Source organism: Pseudomonas sp. H3_C08 (assembly GCF_054669455.1).
The window spans coordinates 3745107-3770761 of the sequence record NZ_CP162803.1; the positions used below are offsets into that span (position 1 = coordinate 3745107).

Sequence of the window (25655 nt, forward strand, 5' to 3'; positions counted from 1 at the left end):
AGACTGCACAGGCCGAGACCTCGTTTGCAACCGCCGTTTCAGAGCGATTCGGCAGTTGCTGCCTGCTTGACGCCGTTCATGACGCACACCACCCGCACCAGCGCGCTGAAATTTCTCACCCCGCCGTGACGCAGATGCACTTCGCGGTCAACGTGGGACAACAACGAGCTGATCGAACAGCAGTTATCTGCGGCCATATTGCCGAGGATGTTCCAGTAGACCCGCTCCAGCCGCAGGCAGGTCGCATAACCGTTCAGACGCACGGATCGTGACGATGGCTGAACCAGTGCCATGTCGAACTCGCTGACGAACGGATCAACTTTCAACTCATGGGGCAAGCCGACAATCCTGTCGCCTCGCCTGTCTCCCTCTGCCATATCAGTGACACTCCTTTGCCATCTCTGCTTGTTTGAAAAGTCACATCCTGTGGCTTTCATAAAAGCGCAGACACAAAGTTATAGCCAGACGACTTATTGACCGACTCCGTAGGATAAGCCAACGACACAGGTAGGATTGCGGACAGCGCACGAGCACCGCTGGCGGGCCCGCGCGCTCGGGGGATTACGCTTCCAGCAGCGAGCGCAGCATCCACGCCGTTTTTTCGTGAACCTGCATGCGCTGGGTCAGCAGGTCTGCGGTCGGTTCATCGCTGACCTTGTCGAGCAGTGGGAAGATGCCACGTGCCGTGCGGGTCACGGCTTCCTGACCATCGACCAACTGTTTGATCATGTCTTCGGCACTCGGCACGCCCACCTCTTCCTTGATAGACGAAAGGCGCGCGTAAGTGGCATAGGCGCCCGGCGCCGGAAAGCCCAATGCGCGAATACGCTCGGCGATCGAATCCACGGCCAGCGCCAGCTCGTTGTATTGCTCTTCGAACATCAAATGCAGCGTACGAAACATCGGGCCGGTGACGTTCCAGTGGAAGTTGTGGGTTTTCAGATACAGCACGTAGGTGTCCGACAGCAGACGCGACAAGCCTTCGACGATGGATTTGCGATCTTCTTCACTGATACCGATATCGATTGCCATGTTTACCCCCTAACGGCGATTGAATTCATCCAACAGGTGCAGACCCACTCTAGCAAGCCTGCCGACACCCCGCAGCACGGATCGGGTGCAGGTGCTGCGACAAATCGACCGACGCATGCCGCTGGCCGGGCTGATTTGAGTAGCCGCAGGCTTTGCTGTTAAATAGGCAGTGTGTCGCCATGCCCCATTTTTCGGGGCGTTGCGCATAGGCTGATGCCGTGAACGTGTCCACCGCCTCTTATTTTGTTCCGAAGCGAACCGTACGCCTTCAGCTCTTCCTTGTGAGCCGTCATAAACGTGAGCCAATCAAAATGTTGAAAATCGTCCACCTGCTAATGGGCGCAGCGGCACTGCTGCTGTCGTTCATACCCAGCTTGAAATCCGAAGCCGTTCCCTACCTGCAACAACCCGATGCACTTTACCTGGCCTTTTTCGGCCTGCTGAACCTGGTGATTGCTCCAGTGATTCCTTTCTGGAACAAAGGCCCTCGTCAGCATCTGCAAAACCTGGTCAGCGCGCTGCTGGTACTGACCGTCGTCCTGCAAACCTTGACCCTGATCGCCCCGATGCCCGTCATCGCCGGTCAGCCAGCCGTGCTGTTCACTCTGGTGATCGCGCTGGTTGCCGTGGTCCTGCACCTGGCCGTCAGCTTCTATCGTTCTTCACCGGCTGCTGCTCCAACCAGCTATGACATGACCAATCGTGATACCGGTACCGTAAAGTGGTTCAACACCTCCAAAGGCTTCGGCTTTATCTCCCGCGATTCCGGCGATGATATCTTCGTGCACTTTCGCGCGATCCGTGGCGAAGGTCACCGCGTCCTGGTCGAAGGCCAGCGCGTGGAGTTCTCGGTAATGAACCGGGACAAAGGCCTGCAAGCCGAGGACGTGATCGCCGCGCTGCCGCGACGCTGATCCAGGCATAAAAAAACCGCGAGCAGCGTGCTGTTCGCGGTTTTTTTACGCCTGATGAAAAGTGCCTGCCTCAGTAATGTGGCGGTGGCGCCTCATCCTCGAAGGACTCGAACTGGCCGACCATCTCTTCCTGACGCTTGAGCAGCGCCGCCATCTGCAATTGCAGGCGCTCGACCACGCGCTGCTGCGCCACCAGCACGTCGTTCAACGACTGAATGGTGTCATCCTGAAACGCCAGACGACTTTCCAGATCGGTAACACGTTCTTCCAGATTCATGACTCAGTCCTCCACAAAGCTGAAATGCTCGGTCAACACCAGTCGCAACCGTTCGCGAATGGCAGCGACCTGCTCGGTACTGTAAGGCTTGGCCGGGTGTTTGCCCCAGACCGGCGCGGGCCAGGCTGCGTCGTCACGTTTGCGCACAATCACATGCATATGCATCTGACTGACAACGTTACCCAAGGTCGCGACGTTCATTTTGTCGGCATCGAACAGATCCTTAAGCAGCTCAGCCAGCGCGGTGGTTTCCTGCCAAAACTGCTGTTGATCGGCGACATCCAACTGAAACAACTCACTGATATCGTCCCGACGAGGCACCAGAATGAACCAAGGGTAATTGGCATCATTGGACAAAAGCAGTCGGCAGAGAGGGAAATCACCGATCGTCAGCGTGTCCTGTTGAAGTCGTGAATCTAAAGCAAACACTGCGCGCACTCCCGGCTGATCATTATTCAGCTTAGCGGCCATCCCGATGGACAGCGCACCAAGCGACAGGACGGCAGCATACCTGCGAATGCGCCAGCCTTCACGACGACGCTGAACCCCGCAGCTCTGCCAACGCCCCGAGATGTGACATTTGCGAGCGCGACGCACCAGCACGGAACCAACATCGACGTTCAGCGCAAAAAAATGACCAGAATCAGCAGAGACGTGCAGCGTCATGCCCCTTCAAGCTGTATGAATTCAGAACAGCTGTAAATTTTTTTGCACCAAAACCGCACAGTGCGTCTACGCTCACTGCGTCGGGCATCCGCCAAATACTCACTGGCGGGGTGAACCGGTAACGTTTTTGGTTGTCACGCGCGTTTCTCGGTGTGGCAACACCATAGGAGGAATGGCGTCAAGCACAGAAAAAATCAGGCTTGAAGCCCAGCTTTCACAAGGTTTTCACAAGCGCAGGCGGGTGTTCAGAAAAATAACCGCAACGAAATTGCGGTTTGTGCACGCTTGTTGCATTCGTACCCATATGGACTATAAGCGCACCACCGGAAGTGGATGCCTTAAGCCCCATAAAAACAGTGGCAGGGTTGCCCGATGGAGATTCAAGTGTTTTGCCAGGGACTCTTTTTTACCGATGCAAAAAGGCCCATAAACAGCGAGAAAGTTGTCAGTCCGGCTGCGTCGGTACTGTGAATTTGCGACATCCACCACGCCATTTGCGACACCGTCGTAAAGAAGCTGAAAGGTTGGAATAGCAAGTATCGCCAACATTGTCGGCGTGATATAAGTTTGCGCCGACACAAAAAGAAAGAGCCGCCCAGATAAAAAAACAGGTGGGACGGCAGTACTCTTCTAAAACCAAAGGAGCAAATCACGATGCGCGTGATGAAGTGGAGCATGATCGCACTGGCAGTTGCTGCAGCCGCCAGTACTCAAGTGGCTACGGCCGCCCCGTTTGTTAGTGACCAGGCAGAAGCCAAAGGTTTTGTTGAAGACGCGAAACTCACCGAGACGTTGAAGAACTACTACTTCAACCGCGACAACAAAGACGGTGGCCATGATCAGAAAGACTGGACCCAAGGCTTTCTGGGTAATTTCACCTCCGGTTACACCCAAGGTACTGTCGGCGTAGGTATCGATGCATTCGGTTACCTGGCGATCAAACTGGATGGCGGTGACGGCACTTCCGGCACTGGCAACATGAGCCGTAGCGACACTCTGAAGGCTAACGGCTATGCTCACGACGTTAACGACAGCCAAGGTAAAGCCGGTGCTGCCGTTAAATTCCGCATCTCCAAAACCGAATTGAAAATCGGTGACCAACAGCCAAGCACTGCTCCAGTGTTCGCTGTCGGTGGTTCCCGCATCATTCCGCAAACTGCCAGCGGCTTCCAGCTGCAGAGCAGCGAGATCAAAGACCTTGACCTCGAAGCCGGTCACTTCTACTCGGCAACCAGCCAGGACAAGAACGCCCGTAACGGCGGTCTGTACTCCAACTACTCTGGCGTAGAAGCCGACTCGATCGACTACTTCGGTGGCAAATACGGCATCACCGAAAACCTGAGCGCATCGCTCTACGGCGCCAAGCTGGAAGATATCTGGAACCAGTACTACGCCAACGTGAACCTCACCACTCCATTCGGTGGCGACACTTCGCTGAACACTGACTTCAACATCTACCGCACCACCGACACCGGTGACAAGCTGGCAGGTGACATCAGCAACACTGCCTTCTCCCTGGCAACCGCGCTGTCGTTCCTGAAAGCACACACCTTCACCCTGGCCTTCCAGAAGGTCAACGGCGATACCCCGTTCGACTACGTCGGTGTGGGTAAAAACAACCGTGGTGGCGACTCGATCTTCCTCGCCAACTCCATCCAGTACTCTGACTTCAACGGTCCTGGCGAGAAATCCGTGCAAGCCCGTTACGACCTGAAAATGGCCGAGTACGGCGTTCCAGGCCTGAGCTTCATGGTTCGTTACGTTAAAGGTTGGGACATTGACGGTACCGGTCTGGCTGCAAACAGCCAATACCGCACCAGCACTGGCGCTCCGCTGTACGGTGAAGATGGCAAACACCACGAAACCAACTTCGAAGCCAAGTATGTTGTTCAGTCTGGCCCGGCTAAAGACCTGTCCTTCCGCATTCGTCAAGCCTGGCACACTGCCAACGCTGACCAAGGCGAAGGCGATATCAAAGAGTTCCGTCTGATCACCGAATACCCACTGAACATCTTGTAATCGTCAGTGGTTAGTTTGGTTGAATGAAAAAGGCCCATCTTCGGATGGGCCTTTTTTGTTATCTGTCACTTGTAATAAATGCCTGACCAACAAGTCAGGCATTTAATTAGCAACCTATCATTGTGTTGCCGATTCCTGTACCACGCGAATCACCCGTTGTGGAAAAGGAATATCAATACCGGCAGTCTTTAAACGATCACGCGACTGTTCGTTAAACATGAACATCACGTCCCAGTAGTCTGCAGTTTTCACCCACACACGCAGGGAAACAGTGATCGAGCTGTCGCCCAAGGTCGAAATCACGGCCTGTGGCGCCGGATCCTGCAACACACGCTCATCCTTGGCCAGATCCAGCAGCACCTGACGGGCCTTCTGCAGATCGGCTTCGTAATCAACGCCGACATCAAACACGACCTTGCGAGTCGGCTGACGGTTGGTGTTGGTGATGATGCCGTTCGACAGGTTGCCGTTCGGTACGATGATGGTTTTGTTGTCGCCAGTACGCAGTACGGTGTGGAAAATCTGGATGCTGTCGACCGTACCCGATACGCCTTGCGCTTCGATCCAGTCACCGATACGGAACGGACGGAACAGCAGAATCAGCACGCCACCGGCGAAGTTCGCCAGACTGCCCTGCAACGCCAAGCCGATTGCCAGACCGGCCGCACCGATCGCAGCAACGAAGGAGGTAGTTTCAACGCCGATCATCGAAGCGACGCTGACAATCAGCAGCACTTTGAGAATGATGTTCGCCAGGCTGCTGATAAAGCCTTGCAGCGCCAGATCGGCATTACGCAGGGCCAGCAGACCACCGAGTTTTTGCGTGACCTTGTTGATCAGCCACCAGCCGATGGCCAGCGTGATCACTGCCAGCAGCACGCGGCTGCCGTATTCCATGATCATCGGAATCCACGCCTGGGATGCCTTGACCAGGTTGTCCACCTCAGCATTCAAATCCATGTTCTATCTCCTGATTTCCGGCCATTCGGCACGCGAAAAATAAGCGGCAGAAAACCGCCGGGTGTACAAAAAACAATGTGGGAGCGAGCCTGCTCGCGAAGGCGCCGTGTCATTCAGCAATGAGTTGACTGACACACCGCCTTCGCGAGCAGGCTCGCTCCCACAGTTCATCTGACCGAGCTTAGTCGCGGAAGTTGTTGAACTGCAGGGGCATGCCGAATTCCTTGGCCCGCAGGGCCGCGATGGCCTCTTGCAGGTCATCACGCTTCTTGCCGGTCACGCGTACCTGCTCGCCTTGAATGGCGGCCTGCACTTTCAGTTTGGCGTCCTTGATGTGGCCGACGATTTTCTTCGCCAGTTCCTTGTCGATGCCTTCCTTGAGTACCGCGTCCTGCTTCATCAGTTTGCCCGATGCGTAAGCGTCCTTGACCTCAAGGCACTGCACGTCGATCTTGCGCTTGACCAGCGCCAGCTTGAGGATTTCGATCATTGCTTCCAGCTGGAATCCGGCTTCAGCAGTCAGGCTGACGGTGAGGTCCTTTTCCTTGAACTCGAAGCTGCCTTTGCCTTTCAGGTCATAACGACGATCGAGTTCCTTCACGGCGTTCTCGACCGCGTTGGTGAGTTCGTGTTTGTCCAGTTCGGATACCACGTCGAACGACGGCATGTAATCTCTCCAATAAAAAGGCGCGCTCGATATGGATGGAGCGCGCTTGGCTTGCGGTTAAAATCGGGCTCATTATAACGGGTCTTTTCCCACCGACACGGCGAGCCGCACATGCCTGTACGCAATCGAGCAAAAAACTGATGGCCACCCCCTGGCACGTTCTTGGCGCCGGCAGCCTCGGCACATTGTGGGCCACGCGTCTGGCGCGGGCCGGCCTGCCGGTCCGGCTGATCGTGCGTGACGCCGAGCGCTTGCGCAGCTATGAAGCCGTGGGCGGATTGACGCTGGTCGAACAAGGTCAGGCCAGCACCTATGCCGTGCCCGGGGAAACACCCGACAGCCCCGAGCCGATCCGCCGTTTGCTGGTGGCCTGCAAAGCCTACGACGCCGAAAGCGCCGTCGCCCGCCTCGCCCCACGGCTGACTGCGGACGCCGAACTGATCCTCCTGCAAAACGGCCTCGGCAGTCAGGACGCCGTCGCCAACCGTGTGCCGCTGGCACGCTGCATCAGCGCTTCAAGCACCGAGGGTGCTTTTCGCGATGGCGACTGGCGTGTGGTGTTCGCCGGTCACGGATTCACTTGGCTGGGCGACGCGGGCCATCCGGTCGCGCCGATCTGGCTGGACGATCTGGACGCGGCAAAGATCCCCCACGAATGGAGCACCGATATCCTTACGCGGTTGTGGCGCAAACTGGCGCTCAACTGCGCGATCAATCCGCTGACCGTGCTGCACCATTGCCGCAACGGTGGCTTGCAGGAGCACCATTGCGAAGTCGCCACCCTGTGCGCCGAACTCGCCGAATTGCTCGAGCGCTGCGGCCAACCCGCCGCCGCCGACAACCTGCAACAGGAAGTCGAACGGGTGATCCACGCTACGGCTGCCAATTACTCGTCGATGTATCAGGACGTCGCCAACCAGCGCCGCACCGAAATCAGCTATCTGTTGGGCCACGCCTGCAAAGTCGCCACGCGCCACCAGTTGAACCTGCCGCACCTCAATCGATTGCAGCAACGACTGGTCGCTCATCTGCTCAGCCTCGGATTGCCCAGCGACTGAGCAGCGGCTACGCTGGCCACTTGTTCCTTTGTTGCGATAAACCTGATGCCATTGCGCCAGCGTCTCGAAAACCTGCCGGTCGGCCAGAAACTGCTGGCCGCCCTCCTGGTGCTGTTGACCACTGTATTGCTGGTCGCCAACCTGACATTTATCAGTGCCGCCTATTACATCTCTCAGGAAAGCATGGCACCACAGGCCTTGCAGACCATCGGCCGATTGATTTCCAACCCGAGCCTGGTCAGCGAAGCGCTGCAATCACCGCAAAGCGCCGAGCGTCTGCTCAAGGAACTCGACAGTTACTCACCGCTGCGCGCCGCCGCCCTTTATGACGGCAAGGGCGAACGGCTGGCGCAAGTCCAGCGCGGCGACAAACTCAGCCTGCCAGAACGCTATCGGCACATCGAAGCGTGGCAACTGACCGAGTTTCGCAGCAACCAGTTGATCACCCTGCCCCGCCCCGGCACCGCGCCAGGCCATCTGTTGCTGGTGGCCAGCAGCGAGCTGCCGATGGCGTTCTACACTGGCACGCTGACCGCGAGCCTCGGTATCCTGATTTTCAGCGTGCTGCTGTGGCTGGTGATTGCCCGGCAGATCAAACGCCTGATCACCCGGCCGATTCATCAGCTTGAGGAATTGTCGCGCCAGGTCACCCGCGAAGAAAACTACGCCCTGCGCGCCTCGCGCGGCAATCATGACGAGATCGGCAGCCTCGCCGAGGCGTTCAACACCATGCTCTCGCGCATCGAAGCCCGCGAACAGCAACTCAAGCGCGCCCGCGACGACTCACAAGCGGCTTACGATCAGGCGCAGGGCCTGGCTGAAGAAACCCGCCACACCAATCGCAAACTGGAACTGGAAGTGCAGGTGCGCAGCAAGATCGAAAAGAAGCTCACCGGTTTCCAGAACTACCTCAACAGCATCATCGACTCGATGCCCTCGGCACTGATCGCCCTCGACGAGCAGCTCTACGTCACCCAGTGGAATCAGGAGGCCAGCGCCCTTTCCGGCACTCGGCTGGACGAAGCGCTCAATCAACCGATCTTCCTCGCCTTCGAACCGCTCAAACCGTTTCTGCCGCAACTCAAGCAGACCGTCGAGCAGCACACGGTGGCAAAAATCGAGCGAGTTACGTGGTTCAAGGATGAGGAGCCCAAGCATTACGCGCTGACGTTCTACCCGCTGATGGGTGGCGCTGGGCGTGGTGTGGTGATCCGCATTGACGACATCACCCAGCGTCTGTCGCTGGAAGAAATGATGGTGCAGTCGGAAAAAATGCTCTCGGTCGGTGGCCTCGCCGCCGGCATGGCCCACGAGATCAACAATCCGCTGGGCGCGATCCTGCACAACGTGCAGAACATCCGTCGACGCCTGTCCGCCGACCTGCCGAAGAACCTCGAAACCGCCGAGCAACTGGGCATTGAACTGGACACGGTGAACCGCTATCTGCAAGGTCGCGAAGTGCCGCAACTGCTCGATGGCATTCAACAGGCCGGCGCTCGCGCTGCGAAAATCGTCACCCACATGCTCAGCTTCAGCCGTCGCAGTACCCGGCAAATGGCGCCGTGCGATCTGCCGGCACTGATCGATCAAGCCGTGGACATCGCCGGCAACGACTTCGATCTGGCCATTGGCTTCGACTTCAAGGGCCAGGCGATCATCCGCCAGTTCGACCCGGCGCTCGGGCCGGTGCCGGGCACCGCCAACGAACTCGAGCAAGTACTGCTCAACCTGTTGAAAAACGCCGCACAGGCTATTCATCAGCGCGAAGACGACAGCGAGCCGGGGCGAATCATTCTGCGCACCAGGCTTAATCCGCCGTGGGCCGAAATTCAGGTCGAGGATAACGGCATCGGCATGAGCGAGAGCGTGCGCAAACGCACCTTCGAGCCGTTCTTCACCACCAAGGAAATCGGCCAAGGCACCGGGCTTGGCTTGTCCGTGTCTTACTTCATCATCACCAACAATCACAAAGGGCAGATGGAGGTGCAGTCAGCACCGGGCCAGGGCACGTGTTTCACCTTGCGCCTGCCGCTGACGCAACCACTGCCCCTTGCTGCCGAAACCAATCCATTATCGAGGTAACCCATGGGCTTTCGCCTGTCGAAAATCTACACCCGTACCGGCGACAAAGGTGAAACCGGCCTGGGCGATGGCCGCCGCGTGCCCAAGGACCATCCACGCGTGGAGGCCATTGGCGAGGTCGATACGCTGAACAGTCAGGTCGGCGTGTTATTGGCCGGGTTGATTGCCGAACGCGAAACGTATCCGGGACTGAATGAACTGATCGAGGTGTTGGCGCCTTGTCAGCATCGCTTGTTTGATCTCGGTGGCGAGCTGGCCATGCCGGCGTATCAGGCGTTGAATGCGGCGGAAATCGAACGCCTGGAAACGGCGATCGACGTGTGGAATGAGGAGTTGGGGCCGCTGGAGAATTTCATTCTTCCGGGTGGGTCGATGCTGATTGCGCAGGCACATGTGTGTCGCAGCCTGGCGAGGAGTGCCGAGCGGCGTTGTCAGCATTTGAATGCGCTGGAACCATTGGCCGGGGTTGGGTTGGCGTATATCAATCGGTTGTCGGATTTGCTGTTTGTCGCGGCGCGGTTGATTGCGCGGCGGCAGGGGATTGCGGAGATTCTCTGGCAGCCGGCGGCAAAACCTGCAGAAATCTAGCGCCTCACAGGCCGCCTTCGCGAGCAAGCTCGCTCCCACATTTGATTGCATTCCAACTGACGAAATTCGATCAACTGTGGGAGCGAGCTTGCTCGCGAAGAGGCCAGCAGCCTTTACAGAGAATCAGGCCAGAACGCGCGAATCCCCGCCACGCCTTGTGCACCGACGCCCCAGGCTTTTTCGCGCTCGGCCGGGCCAACCCCGCCCAACAGAAACACCGGTTTACTGAAACCTTCGATCAACGCTCCAGCCTGTTCCCAGCCCAGCGGCTGAGCATCCGGATGGGTCAGTGTCGGCTGCACCGGCGACAAGGTCACAAAGTCCACGCCCATCTGCTCGGCCAGCGCCAGTTCTTCAGCGTTGTGGCACGACGCCGCCAACCAGCGCTCCGCCGGCAACGGCCGCCCCGCCGCTGCGTATTTGCGCAATTGTGCAGAAGTGATGTGCCATCCGGCAGACGGGAAATCGCCGAGCCACTCGAACGGACCTTTGATCATCAACTGCGCCTTGCCGGCACATAGCCCGGCCGCGTCTACCGCCAAATCACGGTACTTGGGGTCATAGCCGTTCGGCGCGCGCAACTGGATCAGTTTGATCCCACCGGCAATCGCCTTCTGGATACCGCGCAGCAGAGCCGGGGTCTCCAGGTCCTCCGGCGTAATCAGGTACTCCGCAGGCAAACGCGCGGCGGCAACGATCGGCTGGTTGGCGGCCGGGAATTCGTAGCTCGCCAGTTCCTTCGCCGTGACCCAGGCCAACGGCTGCCCTTCGGCACCGTGCGGTTCGCCGGTGAAGGCCGAGACTTCCCAGACATCCAGCAATACCTGTTTGTCGGGGTAATCGTGACGCACTTTGATCAGCGGGCGGGCTGAGCTAACTACTATGCCCAACTCTTCGTGCAGCTCACGGGCCAGTGCGCTTTCGACCGACTCGTCGGCCTCGACCTTACCGCCGGGAAACTCCCACAGACCACCCTGATGCTGGGTGTCGGCGCGGCGGGCGATGAGGATTTTGCCACTGTTGTCACGAATGACCGCAGCGGCGACGTGTACGCGTTTCACGGATTCAACTCCTCCAGTCCAGCCTTCTGCCATGCCTTGAAGGCGGGCCATTGGTAGACGGTTTCAACATAGGCTTCGTCGGCGGCCGGCAGCGTCACCTGATAGCTGCGCAAACGCACCGCAATCGGTGCGAAGAAGGCATCGGCCAGACTTACCCGACCGAACAGGTAAGGCCCGCTCTCGGTCGCGGCGACGCGGCATTCGGCCCACAGTGCGAGCATGCGTTCGATGTCGACCTTCACTTCTGGCGGCACCGGGTTCAGCGGCGCGTCATGATTGAGGTTGAAGGGCATATGATTGCGCATGGCGAAAAAGCCGCTGTGCATTTGGGCGCAGGCGGATCGCGCCTGGGCACGGGCGAATATATCTGTCGGCCAGAGTTGCTCGGACGGAAACTGCTCGGCGAGGTACTCGGCGATGGCTAAGGAGTCAGCGATGGTGCCGCGCGAGGTTTGCAGCAGCGGGACCTTGGCGGTCGGCGAGTGCTTGAGCAGCAGCGCGCGGGTGTCGGGCTTGCCGAGTTTGATCAGTTCTTCGCTGTAGGGTGCGCCGGTCAGTTCAACGGCCAGGGCGGCGCGCAGGGACCAGGAGGAAAGCAGTTTGTCGCCGATGATCAGGTGCAGGGACATGGGTGTGGCGCCTTTTCGTCAGAGGAAGCGTCTAAACTTGTCGAGTCTGAACCATCGCTTTCGCGAGCAAGCTCGCTCCCACAGGTTCTTGGGTGTACACAGCATGTGTGAACGGCCGAAACCACTGTGGGAGCGAGCTTGCTCGCGAAGAGGCCGACAGCCCGCCCCCACCTTTTAGATCAAGTGCGGTATTCAGCGTTGATCTTCACGTATTCATGCGACAGGTCAGTGGTCCAGATGGTTTCGCTGCAATCGCCGCGACCCAGCTCGATACGGATGGTGATTTCTTCCTGCTGCATCACCGCCGAGCCCTGGGCTTCAGTGTAGGTCGCCGCACGGGCGCCACGGCTGGCAATGCACACGTCGCCGAGGAACACGTCGATCTTGCTTACATCCAGATCCGGCACGCCGGCGCGGCCGACGGCGGCGAGGATACGGCCCCAGTTCGGGTCGGAGGCAAACAGCGCGGTCTTGATCAGCGGCGAGTGCGCCACGGTGTAGCCAACGTCCAGGCACTCCTGATGGTTGCCGCCGCCATTCACTTCCACGGTGACAAACTTGGTCGCGCCTTCGCCGTCACGCACGATGGCCTGGGCCACGTCCATGCACACTTCGAACACCGCTAGCTTGAGTTTGGCAAACAGCTCGCCTTCGGCACGGGTGATTTCCGGCAGTGCAGCCTTGCCGGTGGCAATCAGCATGCAGCAGTCGTTGGTCGAAGTGTCGCCGTCGATGGTGATGCGGTTGAACGACTTGTTCGCACCATCGAGCATCAAGCTGTGCAGGACGTCGCGGGAGACTTTGGCGTCAGTGGCGATGTAACCGAGCATGGTCGCCATGTTCGGACGGATCATGCCCGCGCCTTTGCTGATGCCGGTCACGGTGATGGTCACGCCGTCATGCTCGAACTGGCGGCTGGCGCCCTTCGGCAGGGTGTCGGTGGTCATGATCCCGGTGGCAGCGGCTTCCCAGTTGTTTTCCGACAGATCATCCAGTGCGGCTTGCAGCGCGCCTTCGATCTTCTCGACCGGCAGCGGCTCGCCGATCACACCGGTGGAGTACGGCAGAATCTGGCTGGCATCAACGCCAGTCAGCTCGGCCAGTTTGGCGGTGGTACGTTCAGCGGCGGCCAGGCCCGGCTCACCGGTGCCAGCGTTGGCGTTGCCAGTGTTGGTCAGCAGATAACGCACGTCATTCTGTACGCGCTTCTTCGCCAGGATCACTGGCGCGGCACAAAAGGCGTTCAAGGTGAACACGCCCGCCACGGTCGAGCCTTCGGCGCAACGCATCACAACGACATCTTTGCGCCCGGGGCGCTTGATGCCGGCCGAGGCGATACCGAGTTCAAAACCGGCAACCGGGTGCAACGTTGGCAAAGGACCAAGACCAACAGCCATGAATGCGCTCCTTACTCAATGATGTCAGCACCGTCACTCGCAGCGACGGTGGTTTAAATGGCAAAACGCCGCGACGGCAGGAGCCGGTCGCGGCGCGGGTATTTCAGCAGTTGAAACGGGGTTTACTGGATCTGCCCGTGGCAATGCTTGAATTTCTTGCCCGAACCGCAGTAGCACAGCTCGTTGCGGCCCAGCTTCTGCTCGTTGCGAACCGGCGCCGTGGCGAGGGCCACATCGACCTCTTCACCCAGTACTTCCGGTTGCTCCAGACCAGGAGCCTCGGCGTGTTCGAACTGCATGCGGGCGGCCAGTGCTTCGGCTTCCTGACGCAGACGTTGCTCTTCGGCTTCCGGATCTTCGCGGCGCACCTGAACGTGCGACAGCACACGGATCGAGTCGCGCTTGATCGAGTCGAGCAGTTCGGAGAACAGCGTGAACGACTCGCGCTTGTATTCCTGCTTCGGGTTCTTCTGCGCGTAACCACGCAGGTGGATACCGTGACGCAGATGGTCCATGGTCGACAGGTGGTCTTTCCACAGGTCGTCCAGCACGCGCAGTACGATTTGCTTCTCGAACGAGCGCAGTGCGTCGGCACCGGCCTGGTCTTCTTTCTCGTTGTACGCCGCCATCAGCTCGGTCATGAGCTTCTCGCGCAGGGTTTCTTCGTACAGGTGATCGTCTTCGTCGAGCCACTGCTGGATCGGCAGTGTCACGCCGAAGTCGCTGGCAATCGAAGCTTCCAGACCGGCCACGTCCCACTGCTCAGGCAGCGACTGCGGCGGAATGTGCGCGCTGACGGTGGCGTTGAGCACGTCCTGACGGAAATCGGCGATGGTTTCACCGATGTTGTCGGCGGCCAGCAACGTGTTACGCATGTGATAGATCACTTTACGCTGTTCGTTGTTGACGTCATCGAACTCGAGCAGTTGCTTACGGATATCGAAGTTGCGGCCTTCAACCTTGCGCTGCGCCTTCTCGATCGCGTTGGTCACCATGCGGTGTTCGATCGCTTCGCCCGGCTGCATGCCCAGGGCTTTCATGAAGTTCTTCACTCGATCAGAAGCGAAGATACGCATCAGGCTGTCTTCCAGCGACAGGTAGAAGCGGCTGGAACCGGCGTCACCCTGACGGCCGGCACGGCCACGCAGCTGGTTGTCGATACGACGGGATTCGTGACGCTCGGAGGCAATCACCTGCAAACCGCCGGATTCCAGCACTTGCTGGTGGCGCTTCTGCCAGTCGGCCTTGATCTGGGCAATCTGCTCAGGGGTCGGGTCTTCCAGCGACGCGACTTCCACTTCCCAGTTACCGCCCAACAGGATGTCGGTACCACGACCGGCCATGTTGGTGGCGATAGTCAGGGCGCCCGGACGACCGGCCTGCGCGATGATCTCGGCTTCTTTTTCGTGGAACTTGGCGTTAAGAACCTTGTGTTCGATGCCTTCCTTCACGAGCAATGCGGACATGTGCTCGGAGGTTTCGATGGTGGCAGTACCCACCAGCACCGGACGGCCGGCCGCCATGCTTTCCTTGATGTCCGCAACAATGGCCGCGTACTTCTCTTCGGCGGTCAGGAACACCAGGTCATTGAAGTCTTTACGCGCCAACGGTTTGTTCGGCGGAATGACCATGACTTCCAGACCATAGATCTGGTGGAATTCGAACGCTTCGGTGTCGGCGGTACCGGTCATGCCGGACAGCTTGGTGTACAGACGGAAGTAGTTCTGGAAGGTGGTCGAGGCCAGGGTCTGGCTCTCGGCCTGAATGTTCAGGCCTTCCTTGGCTTCGATGGCCTGGTGCAGGCCTTCGGACAAACGACGACCCGGCATGGTACGACCTGTGTGTTCGTCGACCAGTACGACCTGACCATCCTGCACGATGTATTCAATGTTGCGATTGAACAGCTTGTGCGCACGCAGACCGGCATACACGTGGGTCAGCAGGCCCAAATTGTGTGCCGAGTACAGGCTCTCGCCTTCAGCCAGCAGGCCGACGCGGGTGAGCATGTCTTCGATGAACTGGTGACCGGCTTCGTTGAGTTCAACCTGACGGGTCTTCTCGTCAACGGTGTAGTGGCCAGCCTTGGTGACTTCGCCTTCGACTTCTTCAACGTGCAGTTCCAGCTGCGGGATCAGTTTATTGATCTCCATGTACAGCTTGGAGCTGTCCTCGGCCTGACCGGAAATGATCAGCGGGGTACGCGCTTCGTCGATGAGGATGGAGTCGACTTCGTCGATCACGGCAAAGTTGAGTTCGCGCTGGAATTTTTCTTCCATGCTGAACGCCATGTTGTCGCGCAGGTAGTCGAAACCGAATTCGTTGTTGGTGCCGTAGGTGATGTCGGCGGCGTAGGCCAGACGCTTCTCTTCCGGCGGCTGGAACGGCGTCACGACGCCGACGGTCAGGCCGAGGAATTCATACAGCGGGCGCATCCAGTTGGCGTCACGACGCGCCAGGTAGTCGTTCACGGTCACAACGTGCACGCCCTTGCCGGACAATGCGTTGAGGTAAACACCCAGGGTCGCTACGAGGGTTTTACCCTCACCGGTGCGCATTTCGGCGATCTTGCCTTCGTGCAAGGTCATGCCACCGACGAGCTGTACGTCGAAGTGGCGCATACCCATGATGCGCTTGCCGGCTTCGCGGGCGACCGCAAAGGCTTCTGGCAACAGCTTGTCGAGGGTTTCCCCTTTGGCGATGCGGGCCTTGAACTCAGCGGTCTTGGCGCGCAATTGATCGTCCGAAAGGGCCACCATTTGCTCTTCGAAGGCATTGACGAGCTGCACCGTCTTGAGCATGCGTTTGACTTCACGCTCGTTCTTGCTTCCAAAAAGTTTCTTTAACAAAGGCGCAAACATATCGGCAGGATCTTCCACACTAAAGGGATGGAGGGCGGCCCCGTGAGCGTCGCCCGTGCAGCCCTCATGGCCGCATGCGAACGAGCATTCTACCCGGAAACGGAAGTGAGGAAAGTGGCGATGTTCCACGATGCTGGCACTGCGCTTTGACGGGGCTCACTTAAAATAGGGGCGTTTTGCTCAACTTCAAGTCATACAAGGCAGAAGTTAGTCGTTGATTTAATGGGCAAAGCGAGGGCAAAAGCAATGGGCGAGTGATTTCGGCCTTTCTGCTACCATGGCGTTTCTGTTACTTCAGGTGTTCGATCATGGCATTTCGCCCTCTTACGGCCAGAGCACCCGCCGTTCTCCTGCGCGAAGCCAAGCCGCTCAAAGCCATCCTCGGCCATGCCCAACGACTGGGGCATTTGCAGCGTCTGCTCGAAAGCCAACTGCAACCCGCCGCCCGTGAACATTGCCATGTAGCGTCGTGGCGTGAGGGCAGTCTGTTGCTGATTGTCACCGATGGCCATTGGGCCACACGTCTGCGCTATCAGCAAAAACGCTTGCAGAGGCAGCTGCAGATGTTTGATGAGTTCGCCAGTTTGACGCGGATTCTGTTCAAGGTGCAGCCGCCGACCGTTCAACGCGGAGCGGCCGGACACACGATGGATTTGTCGACGGATGCAGCGGCGACGATTCAGGCCACGGCGGACGGGATCACTGATCCGGGTTTGCGCGCGGCACTGGAACGACTGGCGGCGCACGCCAAAGCCAAGACCTGACAAATTCCCTGTGGGAGCGAGCTTGCTCGCGAATGCGGACTGTCATTCAACCTATGTGTTGCCTGACACGGCGCCTTCGCGAGCAAGCTCGCTCCCACAGGTTTCAGCGGCGTTTGCTGCCACCGAGTAAAGAGCCCATCAAGCCGCGTACCAGTTGTTTGCCGAGGTTATTGGCAGCCTGACGCATGGCTGACTTCAAGGCCTGCCCTGCTGCCGTACCCAGGAACTCTCCAGCCCTGTCCGCCAGACTCGGCTCTTGTGAAGCCGCTGGCGCTTCAGCCTCCGGCGCCAGCCCTTTACGCCCCATCAGAATTTCATACGCCGACTCACGATCGATCGGCTTGTCATAGCGGCCCTTGAACGGCGAGCCCGCAATCAACAGCGTGCGTTCGGTTTCGGTCAACGGCCCGATCCGCGACTGCGGCGGTGCGACCAGTACGCGCTGCACCATTTCCGGCGTGCCTTTCTCGGTCAGCGTGCCGACCAAGGCCTCGCCAATTCCCAGTTCAGTCAACACCGACAAGCTGTCGAACGCCGGATTCGGTCGGAAGCCGTCCGCCACCGCGCGCAGGGATTTCTGCTCTTTGGCGGTAAAGGCGCGCAAACCGTGTTGAATGCGTAAGCCAAGTTGCGCCAGCACGTCATCGGGCAAGTCCGCCGGCGATTGCGTAACGAAGTACACGCCAACGCCTTTGGAACGGATCAGCCGTACCACTTGCTCAAGTCGCTCCTGCAAGGCCTTCGGTGTATCGCCGAACAACAAATGCGCCTCATCAAAAAACAGCGCCAGCAACGGTTTGTCGGCATCGCCGCGCTCGGGCAATTGCTCGAACAGTTCAGCCAGCAGCCACAACAGGAATGTCGCGTAGACCTTCGGCGCCTCGTGCACCAGACGGCTGGCATCGAGCAAATGAATGCGCCCGCGACCATCGGCGGTCGGTTGCAGAATGTCTTCAAGTTGCAGTGCCGGTTCGCCGAACAAGGCTTCGGCGCCCTGCTGCTCCAGCGTCGCCAAGCGACGCAACAGCGCCTGACTGGAACCGGTGGTCATCAGCGCCGCGTCTTCGCCCAACAGCTGCGGGTTTTCCTTGAGGTGATTGAGCAGCGCTTTCAGATCCTTCAAGTCCAGCAGCAACAGGCCTTCGCGATCGGCCACCTTGAAGGCGGCATATAGCGCCGACTGCTGACTGTCGGTCAGTTCCAGCAAGCTGCCGATCAGCAACGGGCCCATTTCGCTCAACGTGGTGCGCAACGGATGACCGGACTCGCCGTGGATGTCCCACAAGGTCACCGGATAGGCCTGCGGCTTGTGGTTGAGCCACGGCATCCCGGCAATGCGCTCGGCCACCTTGCCCTGCGGATTGCCCGCCGCACCGAGGCCACACAGATCACCCTTTATGTCAGCGGCAAATACCGCGACCCCGGCGTCGCTGAACGCCTCGGCCAAACGCTGCAAGGTGACGGTTTTACCGGTACCGGTGGCGCCCGCGACCAGTCCGTGGCGGTTGGCCAGGCGCATGGCCTGAGCGATCTGTTGGCCTGCGAGGTCGGCGCCGATTACGAGTTGCGAGGAGTCAGGCATTTTGTCACCCAATGGTTAATCTTTGATTCTGCATGGCCGATAAAGAAGAGTGAGAGACCCGACCACAAGTCAGGCCGGACATTTCCCTAAGGAGAGACGGAAATATCAGCTTGTTTTCACCCTTGCCCATTTTGCGCGCTTCTATAAAAGCACGCCCTGGACATTAAGACCTTAGCGGAACCCCAAGCCATGAACAAAAATCTGCGCTTCAGCCATAAAATTTTGCTTGCCGCCGCCCTCATCGTCATCGCCGCCTTCGCCTCGTTTACCTTGTACAACGACTGGTTGCAGCGCAACGCGATCCGCGATGACCTGAACAACTATCTCAACGAGATGGGCGAGGTCACTGCCGGCAATATCCAGACCTGGCTCAGCGGCCGCATTCTACTGATCGAGAACGCCGCCCAAAACATCGCCATCAACCCCGAGCCCGCCAACGTCGCCAGTCTGCTGGAACAGAAAAGCCTGACCTCGACGTTCATGGCGACCTACCTGGGCGATGCCACCGGGCACTTCACCATCCGTCCGGACACCAAGATGCCCGACGGTTTCGATCCGCGCGTGCGCCCTTGGTATAAAGGTGCCGAGGGCAGCAGCACCTCAACTCTGACCGAACCGTACATCGACGCCGCTACCGGCCAGTTGATCATTTCCATCGCCACTGCCTCGAAAAAGGCCGGCCAGAGTGTGGGTGTGGTTGGCGGCGACCTGAGCCTGCAATCGCTGGTCGACACCCTCGCCGCCCGGGATTTCGACGGCATGGGTTATGTATTCCTGGTCAGCGCCGACGGCAAGATCCTCGTGCACCCGGACAAGGCCTTGGTGATGAAATCACTGAAGGAAGCCTATCCGCAGGACACCCCGCGCATCAGCAGCGACTTCAGTGAAGTTACCGTCGACGGCAAAACCCGCATCGTCACCTTCGCGCCGATCAAAGGCCTGCCGTCGGTGAACTGGTACATCGGCCTGTCGGTGGATAAAGACCAGGCATTCGCCATGCTCAGCCAGTTCCGCACCTCGGCGGTGATTGCCACCGTCATCGCGGTGGCGATCATCATCGCCCTGCTTGGCATGCTGATCCGTATTCTGATCCAGCCGCTACACGTGATGACCCGCGCCATGGAAGACATCGCCGATGGCGAAGGCGACCTGACCAAACGGCTGACCATCGTCAATAACGATGAATTTGGTGTACTCGGTACCGCATTCAACCGTTTCGTCGAGCGTATTCACGGCTCGATCCGCGAAGTGTCGTCGGCCACCGGCCAGGTTAACGAAGTCGCCCTGCGCGTGGTCGCGGCATCGAACTCGTCGATGTACAACTCTGATCAGCAAGCCTCACGCACCAGCAGTGTCGCCGCAGCGATCAACCAGCTCGGCGCCGCGGCGCAGGAAATCGCCCGCAACGCCGCCCAGGCTTCGAATCAGGCCAGCGACGCGCGCGGTCTGGCTGAAGACGGCCAGCAAGTGGTGGATCGCAGCATCAAGGCGATGAATCAACTGTCGAGCATGCTCAGCGCGTCGAGCAGCAACATCGAGTCGCTGAATAGCAAAACCGTGAACATCGGCCAGATTCTCGAAGTGATCACCAGCATTTCCCAACAGACCAACCTGTTGGCGCTCAACGCGGCCATTGAAGCGGCACGTGCCGGTGAAGCCGGCCGGGGTTTTGCCGTGGTGGCGGATGAAGTGCGCAATCTGGCGCACCGCACCCAGGAATCGGCGCAACAGGTGCAGACCATGATCGAGGAGCTGCAAGTCGGCGCCCGTGAGTCGGTGAGCACCATGAGCGACAGTCAGCGTCACAGCCAGGACAGCGTCGAGATTGCCAACCTTGCCGGGGAGCGCTTGAACAGCGTGACCCAGCGCATTGGCGAGATCGACGGGATGAACCAGTCGGTGGCCACCGCGACCGAAGAGCAGACGGCAGTGGTGGAGTCGATCAACGTCGATATCACCGAGATCAACACGCTGAACCAGGAAGGCGTGGAGAACTTGCAGGCGACGTTGCGCGCGTGTTCGGACCTGGAGCAGCAGGCTTCGCGTCTGAAACAACTGGTTGGCAGTTTCCGCATCTGAGATCAAAAGCCTACCCCCTCACCCCAGCCCTCTCCCCCAGAGGGGCGAGGGGGAAAGGAAGCCGATCGGGGGATTTTCCAGACCTGAGTTCGACTCAGGTCTCTCAAGTCGGTGTAACTCCAACATCCACCTCGGTCAGTCCCCTCTCCCTCCGGGAGAGGGTTAGGGTGAGGGCGCTCTTCAGCTCCACCGCGCAATCCCGACCGAACATCTATTCTTGATAAAGGTCAACCAAGGGAGAACTACGCAACGGAGGGTTGATCACCGTGCATATCGCCGACATCACCATGTTCTACGCCCCGGCCAGCGGCGGCGTGCGTACTTATCTGGATGCCAAACACCGCCGGCTTGGAGTCAAATCCGGCACCCGCCACAGCCTGCTGATTCCCGGTGCCCATTTCGGCGAACACGACGGCGTTTACACGGTTCCCGCCCCCGCCCTGCCCTTCGGCAAAGGCTATCGGTTCCCCCTTCGCCTCGCGCCATGGCGAAACGTCCTGCAGGATTTACAGCCCGATCTGATCGAAGTCGGCGACCCTTATCTGACCGCCTGGGCAGCCCTTGATGCGCGACGACAGCTGGATGTGCCGGTAATCGGTTTCTATCACTCGGATCTGCCCTTGCTGATCGGCAATCGCATGGGCCATTGGGTCACACCGAATATCGAGGCGTATGTCACCAGGCTTTACGGCAACTTCGATCGGGTTTTGGCACCCAGTCAGATCATGGCCGACAAACTCAGCGGCCTCGGTGTACGCAATGTGTTCGTGCAACCGCTGGGCGTCGACCTGCAAACCTTTCACCCCAAAGCCCGCGACTCGCAACTGCGTGCAGAACTGGGCATCGCCGAAGACACCCGGCTGCTGATTTTTGCCGGGCGCGGCTCGAAAGAGAAAAACCTGCCGGTATTGCTCAAATGCATGCAACGCCTCGGCCCGCGCTATCACCTGCTGCTGGTCGGTTCGTCGATGCCCACCGCCGTGCCGGACAATGTCAGCGTGATCGATGAATTCTGCCCTGCGCCACGCGTCGCGCAGTTGATGGCCAGTGCCGATGCCTTGCTGCATGCCGGCGACCAGGAAACCTTCGGCCTGGTGATCCTCGAAGCCATGGCCTGCGGCATTCCCGTGGTGGCCGTGGCTGCCGGGGCTTTCGAAGAGATCGTCACTGATTCCTGCGGCCTCCTGTGCGCACCGAACAACCCGCAAGCGATGGCCAATGCCGTGCGCGAACTGTTCAGTCGCGGCGGTAGCAAACTTGGCACACAGGCGCGCCAGCATGTCGAAACCCACTATGCGTGGGATACGGTGGTCGACAGTTTGTTGGGCCACTATCACGCCGTACTCGGACATACGCTGCCCAAGGTGGCCAATGGTTGAATCGATGAACAACCGCGCCGTCTTGCTGGTGCTGCACGACGTCGCTCCGTCGACGTGGGCGGATTACCAGCCGTTTGTCGAGGCCGTCGACACCTTGGGCAACGTACCGATGACGTGGTTGGTCGTTCCGAATTTCCACCGGCACAACGCCCTCGACGATCACCCGGCATTTTGCCGACGGCTCGATGAGCGCGTCGCCCGTGGCGATGAGTTGGCGTTGCACGGTTATTTCCACGATGACCAGGCGCCCGGCCCGACGACGCCGCACGACTGGTTCATGCGCCGCGTTTACACCCATGAAGGCGAGTTTTACCGTTTGTCCCGGGAAACCGCCCTCGCCCGCCTGCGCACCGGCATCGAAGTCTTCCAGCGCCACGACTGGCCGCTGCACGGTTTCGTTGCCCCGGCGTGGTTGATGAGCGACGGCACCCGCCAGGCCCTGCGCGAGCTGCCCCTGTGCTACACCAGCGATCCGCAGCATCTGTATCGGTTGCCGGATTTCACCGCGATCGATGCGCCGGGTCTGGTCTGGAGTGCTCGCAGCGCCTGGCGAAGGGGCCTGTCGAAGATTGTCAGCGAGCAACGTCAACAGCGTTGGCGTCGGGCGTCGGTGATTCGTCTAGGCTTGCATCCCGTGGACATGCGCCACGGTTTTTCCCGTGACTACTGGCTGCACACCCTCGAACGACTGCTGAGCGAAGGACGCGTACCGATGACCAAAATCCACTGGCTCGCCCAACAGCGCGGTCAACTGGGAAGCGCCGCATGAGTCGCGGCATTCTCTTGCTGATCGGCCTGCTCGCGGCGGTGCTGATTCCGGTTGTGCTGGGTGGCGGCGACACCTGGGCGCGGCTGCAGAGTTTCCCGCTGCACTGGCTGTTGATCATGTTCGGCATGATCCTGCTTTGCTGGGGCATCAATACCTTGCGTCTGCGCCTGCTACTCGGTGATCAGCGCGAGCGCGTCACGCCGCTGCAAAGCCTTGGTGTAGTGATGGCCGCCGAATTCGCCTACTGCGCGACTCCCGGTGGCAGCGGCGGGCCGTTGACGATCATGGCCCTGTTGGCCCGCTCCGGCGTGCGGCCGGCGCGGGGCAGCGCGGTGTTTGCCATGGATCAGCTCAGCGATTTGCTGTTCTTTCTCTGCGCCCTCAGCGGCATTTTGATTTATGCGCTGTTCCAGCACCTCAGCGATCGCCTCGAGTGGTTGCTGACCGTCAGTGCGATTTCGCTGTTCGGCGGTTTATTCAGTTGTGTGCTGGTCGCGCGCTATCACCGCACCCTGATTCGCCTGAGCGGTCGCCTGCTGGCAAGGATGAACGTCAAGGCCATTACCCGCCGTCGCTGGGCGCGCAAGTTGCTGCATTTTCTCGCGGCGTTTACCGATACATTGAAGTTGCCCTGGCAAACATTGATCAAAGTATTCGCCCTGACGTGTGTGCATTGGTTGCTGCGCTACAGCGTGCTGTATCTGGCGCTACGCGGCCTGGGCGCGGACTTGCAGTGGGCGTGGAGTTTTCTGGTGCAGATGCTTTCGCTGGGCGCCGGGCAATTCAGCCTGCTGCCGGGCGGCGCGGGGGCGGCGGAGTTGACGTCGGCAGCGTTGCTGGCGCCGATGGTGGGGAAATCCACTGCAGCGGCGGCGATTCTGATTTGGCGGGTGGTGACGTATTACTTTTATCTGCTGGTCGGGGGGCCGGTGTTTTTGTTGATGCTGGGCCGACCGCTGTTGAGGAAACTGATGAAGGTGGGGCAGGCTTGATCGTCCGGTCGCGCCCCGTGCCTTTGGCTGCGCCTAAATGATCGCGCCTCAGGCATCGTCTTTGTTGTCGTCGGACTTCTCTTGCAATTGTTCCCACAACTCGGCAGCGCCGGGAAACTCGGTGCCATCCTCCGGGCTCATGTCCTCGGGATCATATCGACTCAAACACCCTTCGCCCAACGTCGCCGGCGCTTTGGAAGTGGCTTTGTCCAGTGGATCGGTCATGGCTTTTCCTCACAGCTGAAATGAAAAAGGGTCTGGACGATTGAACGCCCAGACCCTTGGTTTTTCAAGCCTGTGGGGTTGAGATCAGAACACCACAGTCTTGTTGCCGTGCACCAGCACGCGGTCTTCGAGGTGATAACGCAGGCCACGAGCCAGCACCATTTTCTCGACATCACGACCGAAACGCACCATGTCTTCGATACTGTCACTGTGGCTGACACGCACCACGTCCTGCTCGATGATCGGGCCGGCGTCCAGCTCTTCGGTCACGTAATGGCAGGTCGCGCCGATCAGCTTCACGCCACGCAGCGACGCCTGGTGATACGGCTTGGCACCCACGAACGACGGCAGGAAGCTGTGGTGAATATTGATGACCTTGTGCGCGTATTCGCGGCACATGTCTGGCGGCAGGATCTGCATGTAACGCGCCAGCACCACCACTTCGGCATCGTGCTGCTTGACCAGACGCGACACTTCGTCGAAGGCCGGTTGCTTGTCCTGCGGATTGACCGGGACGTGGTAATAAGGAATGCCGTGCCACTCGACCATGCTGCGCAGGTCGTCGTGGTTGGAAATCACGCAGGAGATTTCGCAGTCCAGTTCATCGCTGTGCCAGCGGTGCAGCAAGTCCGCGAGGCAGTGCGATTCGCGGCTGGCCATCAGCACAACGCGTTTTTTCTGCTCGGTGTCGGTGATGCGCCAGTCCATCGAGAACTCTTCGGCGATCGGCGCAAACTTCTCGCGCAGCACTTCAATACCGAAAGGCAGCGAATCGGCACGAATTTCGTGACGCATGAAGAACCAGCCCACCTGGTTGTCCGAGTGGTGGCTCGCTTCGGTGATCCAGCCGTTGTGGGCTGCCAGAAAATTACTGACTTTGGCAACAATGCCAACGCGGTCCGGGCAAGATATCACCAGCCGAAAAGTGCGCATGAGGGGGAAACTCCAGAACTTCGCAAAGGCCGCCATTCTAGCGGCTGCGCAGGAAAACTGCAGTATTGATCAGCAACGGGAGGCGCCAGGCTCAGTGCTACGGATTCTTGATGAGTAACCGACAGACTGGTGCTGATCCTGCGGGATCGCTTGATCAGACAACTGTGAATATCTGTGATGACTCGATCACACTATTTAACTGAATATTCAATAGAGAGCAGTTTCTCGTAACTAATTTAAATAAAAACCCCGGTTAAATGTTTACTTGATGAAACAGCCTGACTATTATTGCGGCACTGTCCCCCTGCCATCCCGCACTCTACTAAGGTAGTAATCATGTCCTTGATCAACGAATATCGCGCCACCGAAGAAGCCATCAAAGAGCTGCAAGCCCGTTTGAAGAACCTGTCCCAAGACGACAAACTGCAAGCCGAGCTGGAATTCGAAGGCAAACTGCGCACCCTGATGGGCGAATACTCCAAATCCCTGCGTGACATCATCGCGCTGCTGGATCCGGAAGCTAAAACCAAAGCAGTACGCGGCGGCGCAGTAAAAACTACCGGCACCAAGCGTGCTCGCAAAGTTAAACAATACAAAAACCCGCACAACGGCGAAGTCATCGAAACCAAAGGTGGCAACCACAAAACTCTGAAAGAGTGGAAAGCCAAGTGGGGCGGTGACGTGGTTGAAGGCTGGGCTACCCTGCTGGGCTAAGCCGCAACGT

Annotated in this window: 24 protein-coding genes and 2 pseudogenes; 12 read left to right on the top strand and 14 right to left on the bottom strand. The window is 59.0% G+C overall.

What is annotated here, in order from left to right:
- Positions 1 to 38: 38 nt before the first annotated feature.
- Both AB4N74_RS17175 and AB4N74_RS17180 read right to left on the bottom strand, forming a co-directional pair.
- On the bottom strand, positions 39 to 377 hold the full coding sequence (locus AB4N74_RS17175; RefSeq protein WP_093430492.1) for a ribbon-helix-helix domain-containing protein: 339 nt from the start codon (positions 375 to 377) through the stop codon (positions 39 to 41).
- 184 nt (positions 378 to 561) lie between these two features.
- On the bottom strand, positions 562 to 1032 hold the full coding sequence (locus tag AB4N74_RS17180; RefSeq protein ID WP_038366640.1) for a Dps family protein: 471 nt from the start codon (positions 1030 to 1032) through the stop codon (positions 562 to 564).
- A 311-nt stretch (positions 1033 to 1343) separates the two neighbouring features.
- On the opposite strand from AB4N74_RS17180, the gene AB4N74_RS17185 reads away from it, so the two are divergent.
- Positions 1344 to 1946, top strand: coding sequence for a cold-shock protein (locus AB4N74_RS17185; protein WP_007912746.1), 603 nt, complete (start codon positions 1344 to 1346; stop codon positions 1944 to 1946).
- 70 nt (positions 1947 to 2016) lie between these two features.
- Here AB4N74_RS17185 and AB4N74_RS17190 read toward each other — a convergent pair whose 3' ends face one another.
- Together AB4N74_RS17190 and AB4N74_RS17195 are read right to left on the bottom strand one after the other, a co-directional pair.
- The gene (locus AB4N74_RS17190; RefSeq protein WP_093430493.1) at positions 2017 to 2223 is read right to left on the bottom strand and encodes a SlyX family protein; all 207 of its coding nucleotides are present in this window, start codon (positions 2221 to 2223) and stop codon (positions 2017 to 2019) included.
- A 3-nt stretch (positions 2224 to 2226) separates the two neighbouring features.
- Complete coding sequence (locus AB4N74_RS17195; RefSeq protein ID WP_093430702.1) at positions 2227 to 2652, bottom strand: HIT domain-containing protein; 426 nt, start codon at positions 2650 to 2652, stop codon at positions 2227 to 2229.
- A gap of 891 nt (positions 2653 to 3543) precedes the next feature.
- Between AB4N74_RS17195 and AB4N74_RS17200 the strand changes: the two genes are divergently transcribed.
- The gene (locus tag AB4N74_RS17200; protein ID WP_460096695.1) at positions 3544 to 4908 is read left to right on the top strand and encodes an OprD family porin; all 1365 of its coding nucleotides are present in this window, start codon (positions 3544 to 3546) and stop codon (positions 4906 to 4908) included.
- Between the two features lie 117 nt (positions 4909 to 5025).
- Here AB4N74_RS17200 and AB4N74_RS17205 read toward each other — a convergent pair whose 3' ends face one another.
- Both AB4N74_RS17205 and AB4N74_RS17210 read right to left on the bottom strand, forming a co-directional pair.
- Positions 5026 to 5868 carry a mechanosensitive ion channel family protein gene (locus tag AB4N74_RS17205; protein ID WP_034153426.1) on the bottom strand — a complete coding sequence of 281 codons (843 nt, stop codon included), beginning with the start codon at positions 5866 to 5868 and terminating at the stop codon, positions 5026 to 5028.
- 181 nt (positions 5869 to 6049) lie between these two features.
- Complete coding sequence (locus tag AB4N74_RS17210) at positions 6050 to 6535, bottom strand: YajQ family cyclic di-GMP-binding protein (protein ID WP_007912755.1); 486 nt, start codon at positions 6533 to 6535, stop codon at positions 6050 to 6052.
- Between the two features lie 140 nt (positions 6536 to 6675).
- On the opposite strand from AB4N74_RS17210, the gene AB4N74_RS17215 reads away from it, so the two are divergent.
- From AB4N74_RS17215 to AB4N74_RS17225, 3 genes are read left to right on the top strand one after another with little or no spacing between them, the layout of a single operon-like run.
- Positions 6676 to 7593 (top strand): putative 2-dehydropantoate 2-reductase, encoded by a 918-nt coding sequence (locus AB4N74_RS17215; protein ID WP_460096696.1) that lies wholly within the window; start codon positions 6676 to 6678, stop codon positions 7591 to 7593.
- Positions 7594 to 7638: 45 nt separating this feature from the next.
- Complete coding sequence (locus tag AB4N74_RS17220) at positions 7639 to 9675, top strand: sensor histidine kinase (RefSeq protein WP_093430497.1); 2037 nt, start codon at positions 7639 to 7641, stop codon at positions 9673 to 9675.
- Positions 9676 to 9678: 3 nt separating this feature from the next.
- Entirely contained in the window at positions 9679 to 10263 is a 585-nt protein-coding gene (locus AB4N74_RS17225) for a cob(I)yrinic acid a,c-diamide adenosyltransferase (protein ID WP_460096697.1), read from the top strand.
- Positions 10264 to 10376: 113 nt separating this feature from the next.
- Here the strand turns inward: AB4N74_RS17225 and AB4N74_RS17230 are convergent, their stop codons facing one another.
- The 4 genes from AB4N74_RS17230 to secA form a co-directional block, all read right to left on the bottom strand.
- Positions 10377 to 11324 carry a Nudix family hydrolase gene (locus tag AB4N74_RS17230; protein WP_257355983.1) on the bottom strand — a complete coding sequence of 316 codons (948 nt, stop codon included), beginning with the start codon at positions 11322 to 11324 and terminating at the stop codon, positions 10377 to 10379.
- Positions 11321 to 11953, bottom strand: a complete 633-nt coding sequence (locus tag AB4N74_RS17235) for a glutathione S-transferase family protein (protein WP_460096698.1) — start codon at positions 11951 to 11953, stop codon at positions 11321 to 11323. The genes AB4N74_RS17230 and AB4N74_RS17235 overlap by 4 nt, the downstream gene beginning before the upstream one ends.
- A 179-nt stretch (positions 11954 to 12132) precedes the next feature.
- Positions 12133 to 13350, bottom strand: coding sequence for a bifunctional glutamate N-acetyltransferase/amino-acid acetyltransferase ArgJ (argJ, locus tag AB4N74_RS17240; protein ID WP_116255080.1), 1218 nt, complete (start codon positions 13348 to 13350; stop codon positions 12133 to 12135).
- Between the two features lie 122 nt (positions 13351 to 13472).
- A complete protein-coding gene (gene secA / locus AB4N74_RS17245) occupies positions 13473 to 16208 on the bottom strand; it encodes a preprotein translocase subunit SecA (RefSeq protein ID WP_093430502.1) in 2736 nt (911 codons plus the stop codon).
- A gap of 308 nt (positions 16209 to 16516) precedes the next feature.
- On the opposite strand from secA, the gene AB4N74_RS17250 reads away from it, so the two are divergent.
- Complete coding sequence (locus AB4N74_RS17250; protein WP_038366691.1) at positions 16517 to 16972, top strand: DUF721 domain-containing protein; 456 nt, start codon at positions 16517 to 16519, stop codon at positions 16970 to 16972.
- Between the two features lie 8 nt (positions 16973 to 16980).
- On the opposite strand, the pseudogene AB4N74_RS17255 reads toward AB4N74_RS17250, so the two are convergent.
- Both AB4N74_RS17255 and AB4N74_RS17260 read right to left on the bottom strand, forming a co-directional pair.
- Positions 16981 to 17079 (bottom strand): annotated as a pseudogene (locus AB4N74_RS17255) (metal ABC transporter ATP-binding protein); the annotation flags it as partial.
- Complete coding sequence (locus AB4N74_RS17260) at positions 17076 to 18554, bottom strand: helicase HerA-like domain-containing protein (protein WP_099759346.1); 1479 nt, start codon at positions 18552 to 18554, stop codon at positions 17076 to 17078. The gene AB4N74_RS17260 and the pseudogene AB4N74_RS17255, both read right to left, overlap by 4 nt.
- A 333-nt stretch (positions 18555 to 18887) precedes the next feature.
- Here AB4N74_RS17260 and AB4N74_RS17265 point away from each other — a divergent pair.
- The 5 genes and pseudogenes from AB4N74_RS17265 to AB4N74_RS17285 all read left to right on the top strand — a co-directional run.
- Positions 18888 to 19727 (top strand): annotated as a pseudogene (locus AB4N74_RS17265) (HAMP domain-containing protein); the annotation flags it as partial.
- A gap of 141 nt (positions 19728 to 19868) precedes the next feature.
- Positions 19869 to 20633: a methyl-accepting chemotaxis protein gene (locus AB4N74_RS17270; RefSeq protein WP_371043227.1), complete on the top strand. Its 765-nt coding sequence runs from the start codon at positions 19869 to 19871 to the stop codon at positions 20631 to 20633.
- Positions 20634 to 20920: 287 nt separating this feature from the next.
- Positions 20921 to 22012: a glycosyltransferase family 4 protein gene (locus tag AB4N74_RS17275; RefSeq protein WP_460101169.1), complete on the top strand. Its 1092-nt coding sequence runs from the start codon at positions 20921 to 20923 to the stop codon at positions 22010 to 22012.
- Positions 22005 to 22781, top strand: a complete 777-nt coding sequence (locus tag AB4N74_RS17280; RefSeq protein ID WP_099757018.1) for a DUF2334 domain-containing protein — start codon at positions 22005 to 22007, stop codon at positions 22779 to 22781. Before AB4N74_RS17275 ends, AB4N74_RS17280 begins: the two co-directional genes overlap by 8 nt.
- Positions 22778 to 23773, top strand: coding sequence for a lysylphosphatidylglycerol synthase transmembrane domain-containing protein (locus tag AB4N74_RS17285; protein WP_099757019.1), 996 nt, complete (start codon positions 22778 to 22780; stop codon positions 23771 to 23773). The genes AB4N74_RS17280 and AB4N74_RS17285 overlap by 4 nt, the downstream gene beginning before the upstream one ends.
- Before the next feature lie 48 nt (positions 23774 to 23821).
- Here AB4N74_RS17285 and AB4N74_RS17290 read toward each other — a convergent pair whose 3' ends face one another.
- Both AB4N74_RS17290 and purU read right to left on the bottom strand, forming a co-directional pair.
- Positions 23822 to 23998, bottom strand: a complete 177-nt coding sequence (locus AB4N74_RS17290) for a hypothetical protein (RefSeq protein WP_175559560.1) — start codon at positions 23996 to 23998, stop codon at positions 23822 to 23824.
- Positions 23999 to 24082: 84 nt separating this feature from the next.
- Positions 24083 to 24931, bottom strand: a complete 849-nt coding sequence (gene purU, locus AB4N74_RS17295) for a formyltetrahydrofolate deformylase (RefSeq protein ID WP_007912774.1) — start codon at positions 24929 to 24931, stop codon at positions 24083 to 24085.
- Between the two features lie 336 nt (positions 24932 to 25267).
- On the opposite strand from purU, the gene mvaT reads away from it, so the two are divergent.
- A complete protein-coding gene (gene mvaT, locus AB4N74_RS17300) occupies positions 25268 to 25645 on the top strand; it encodes a histone-like nucleoid-structuring protein MvaT (RefSeq protein WP_007912775.1) in 378 nt (125 codons plus the stop codon).
- Positions 25646 to 25655: the final 10 nt, after the last annotated feature.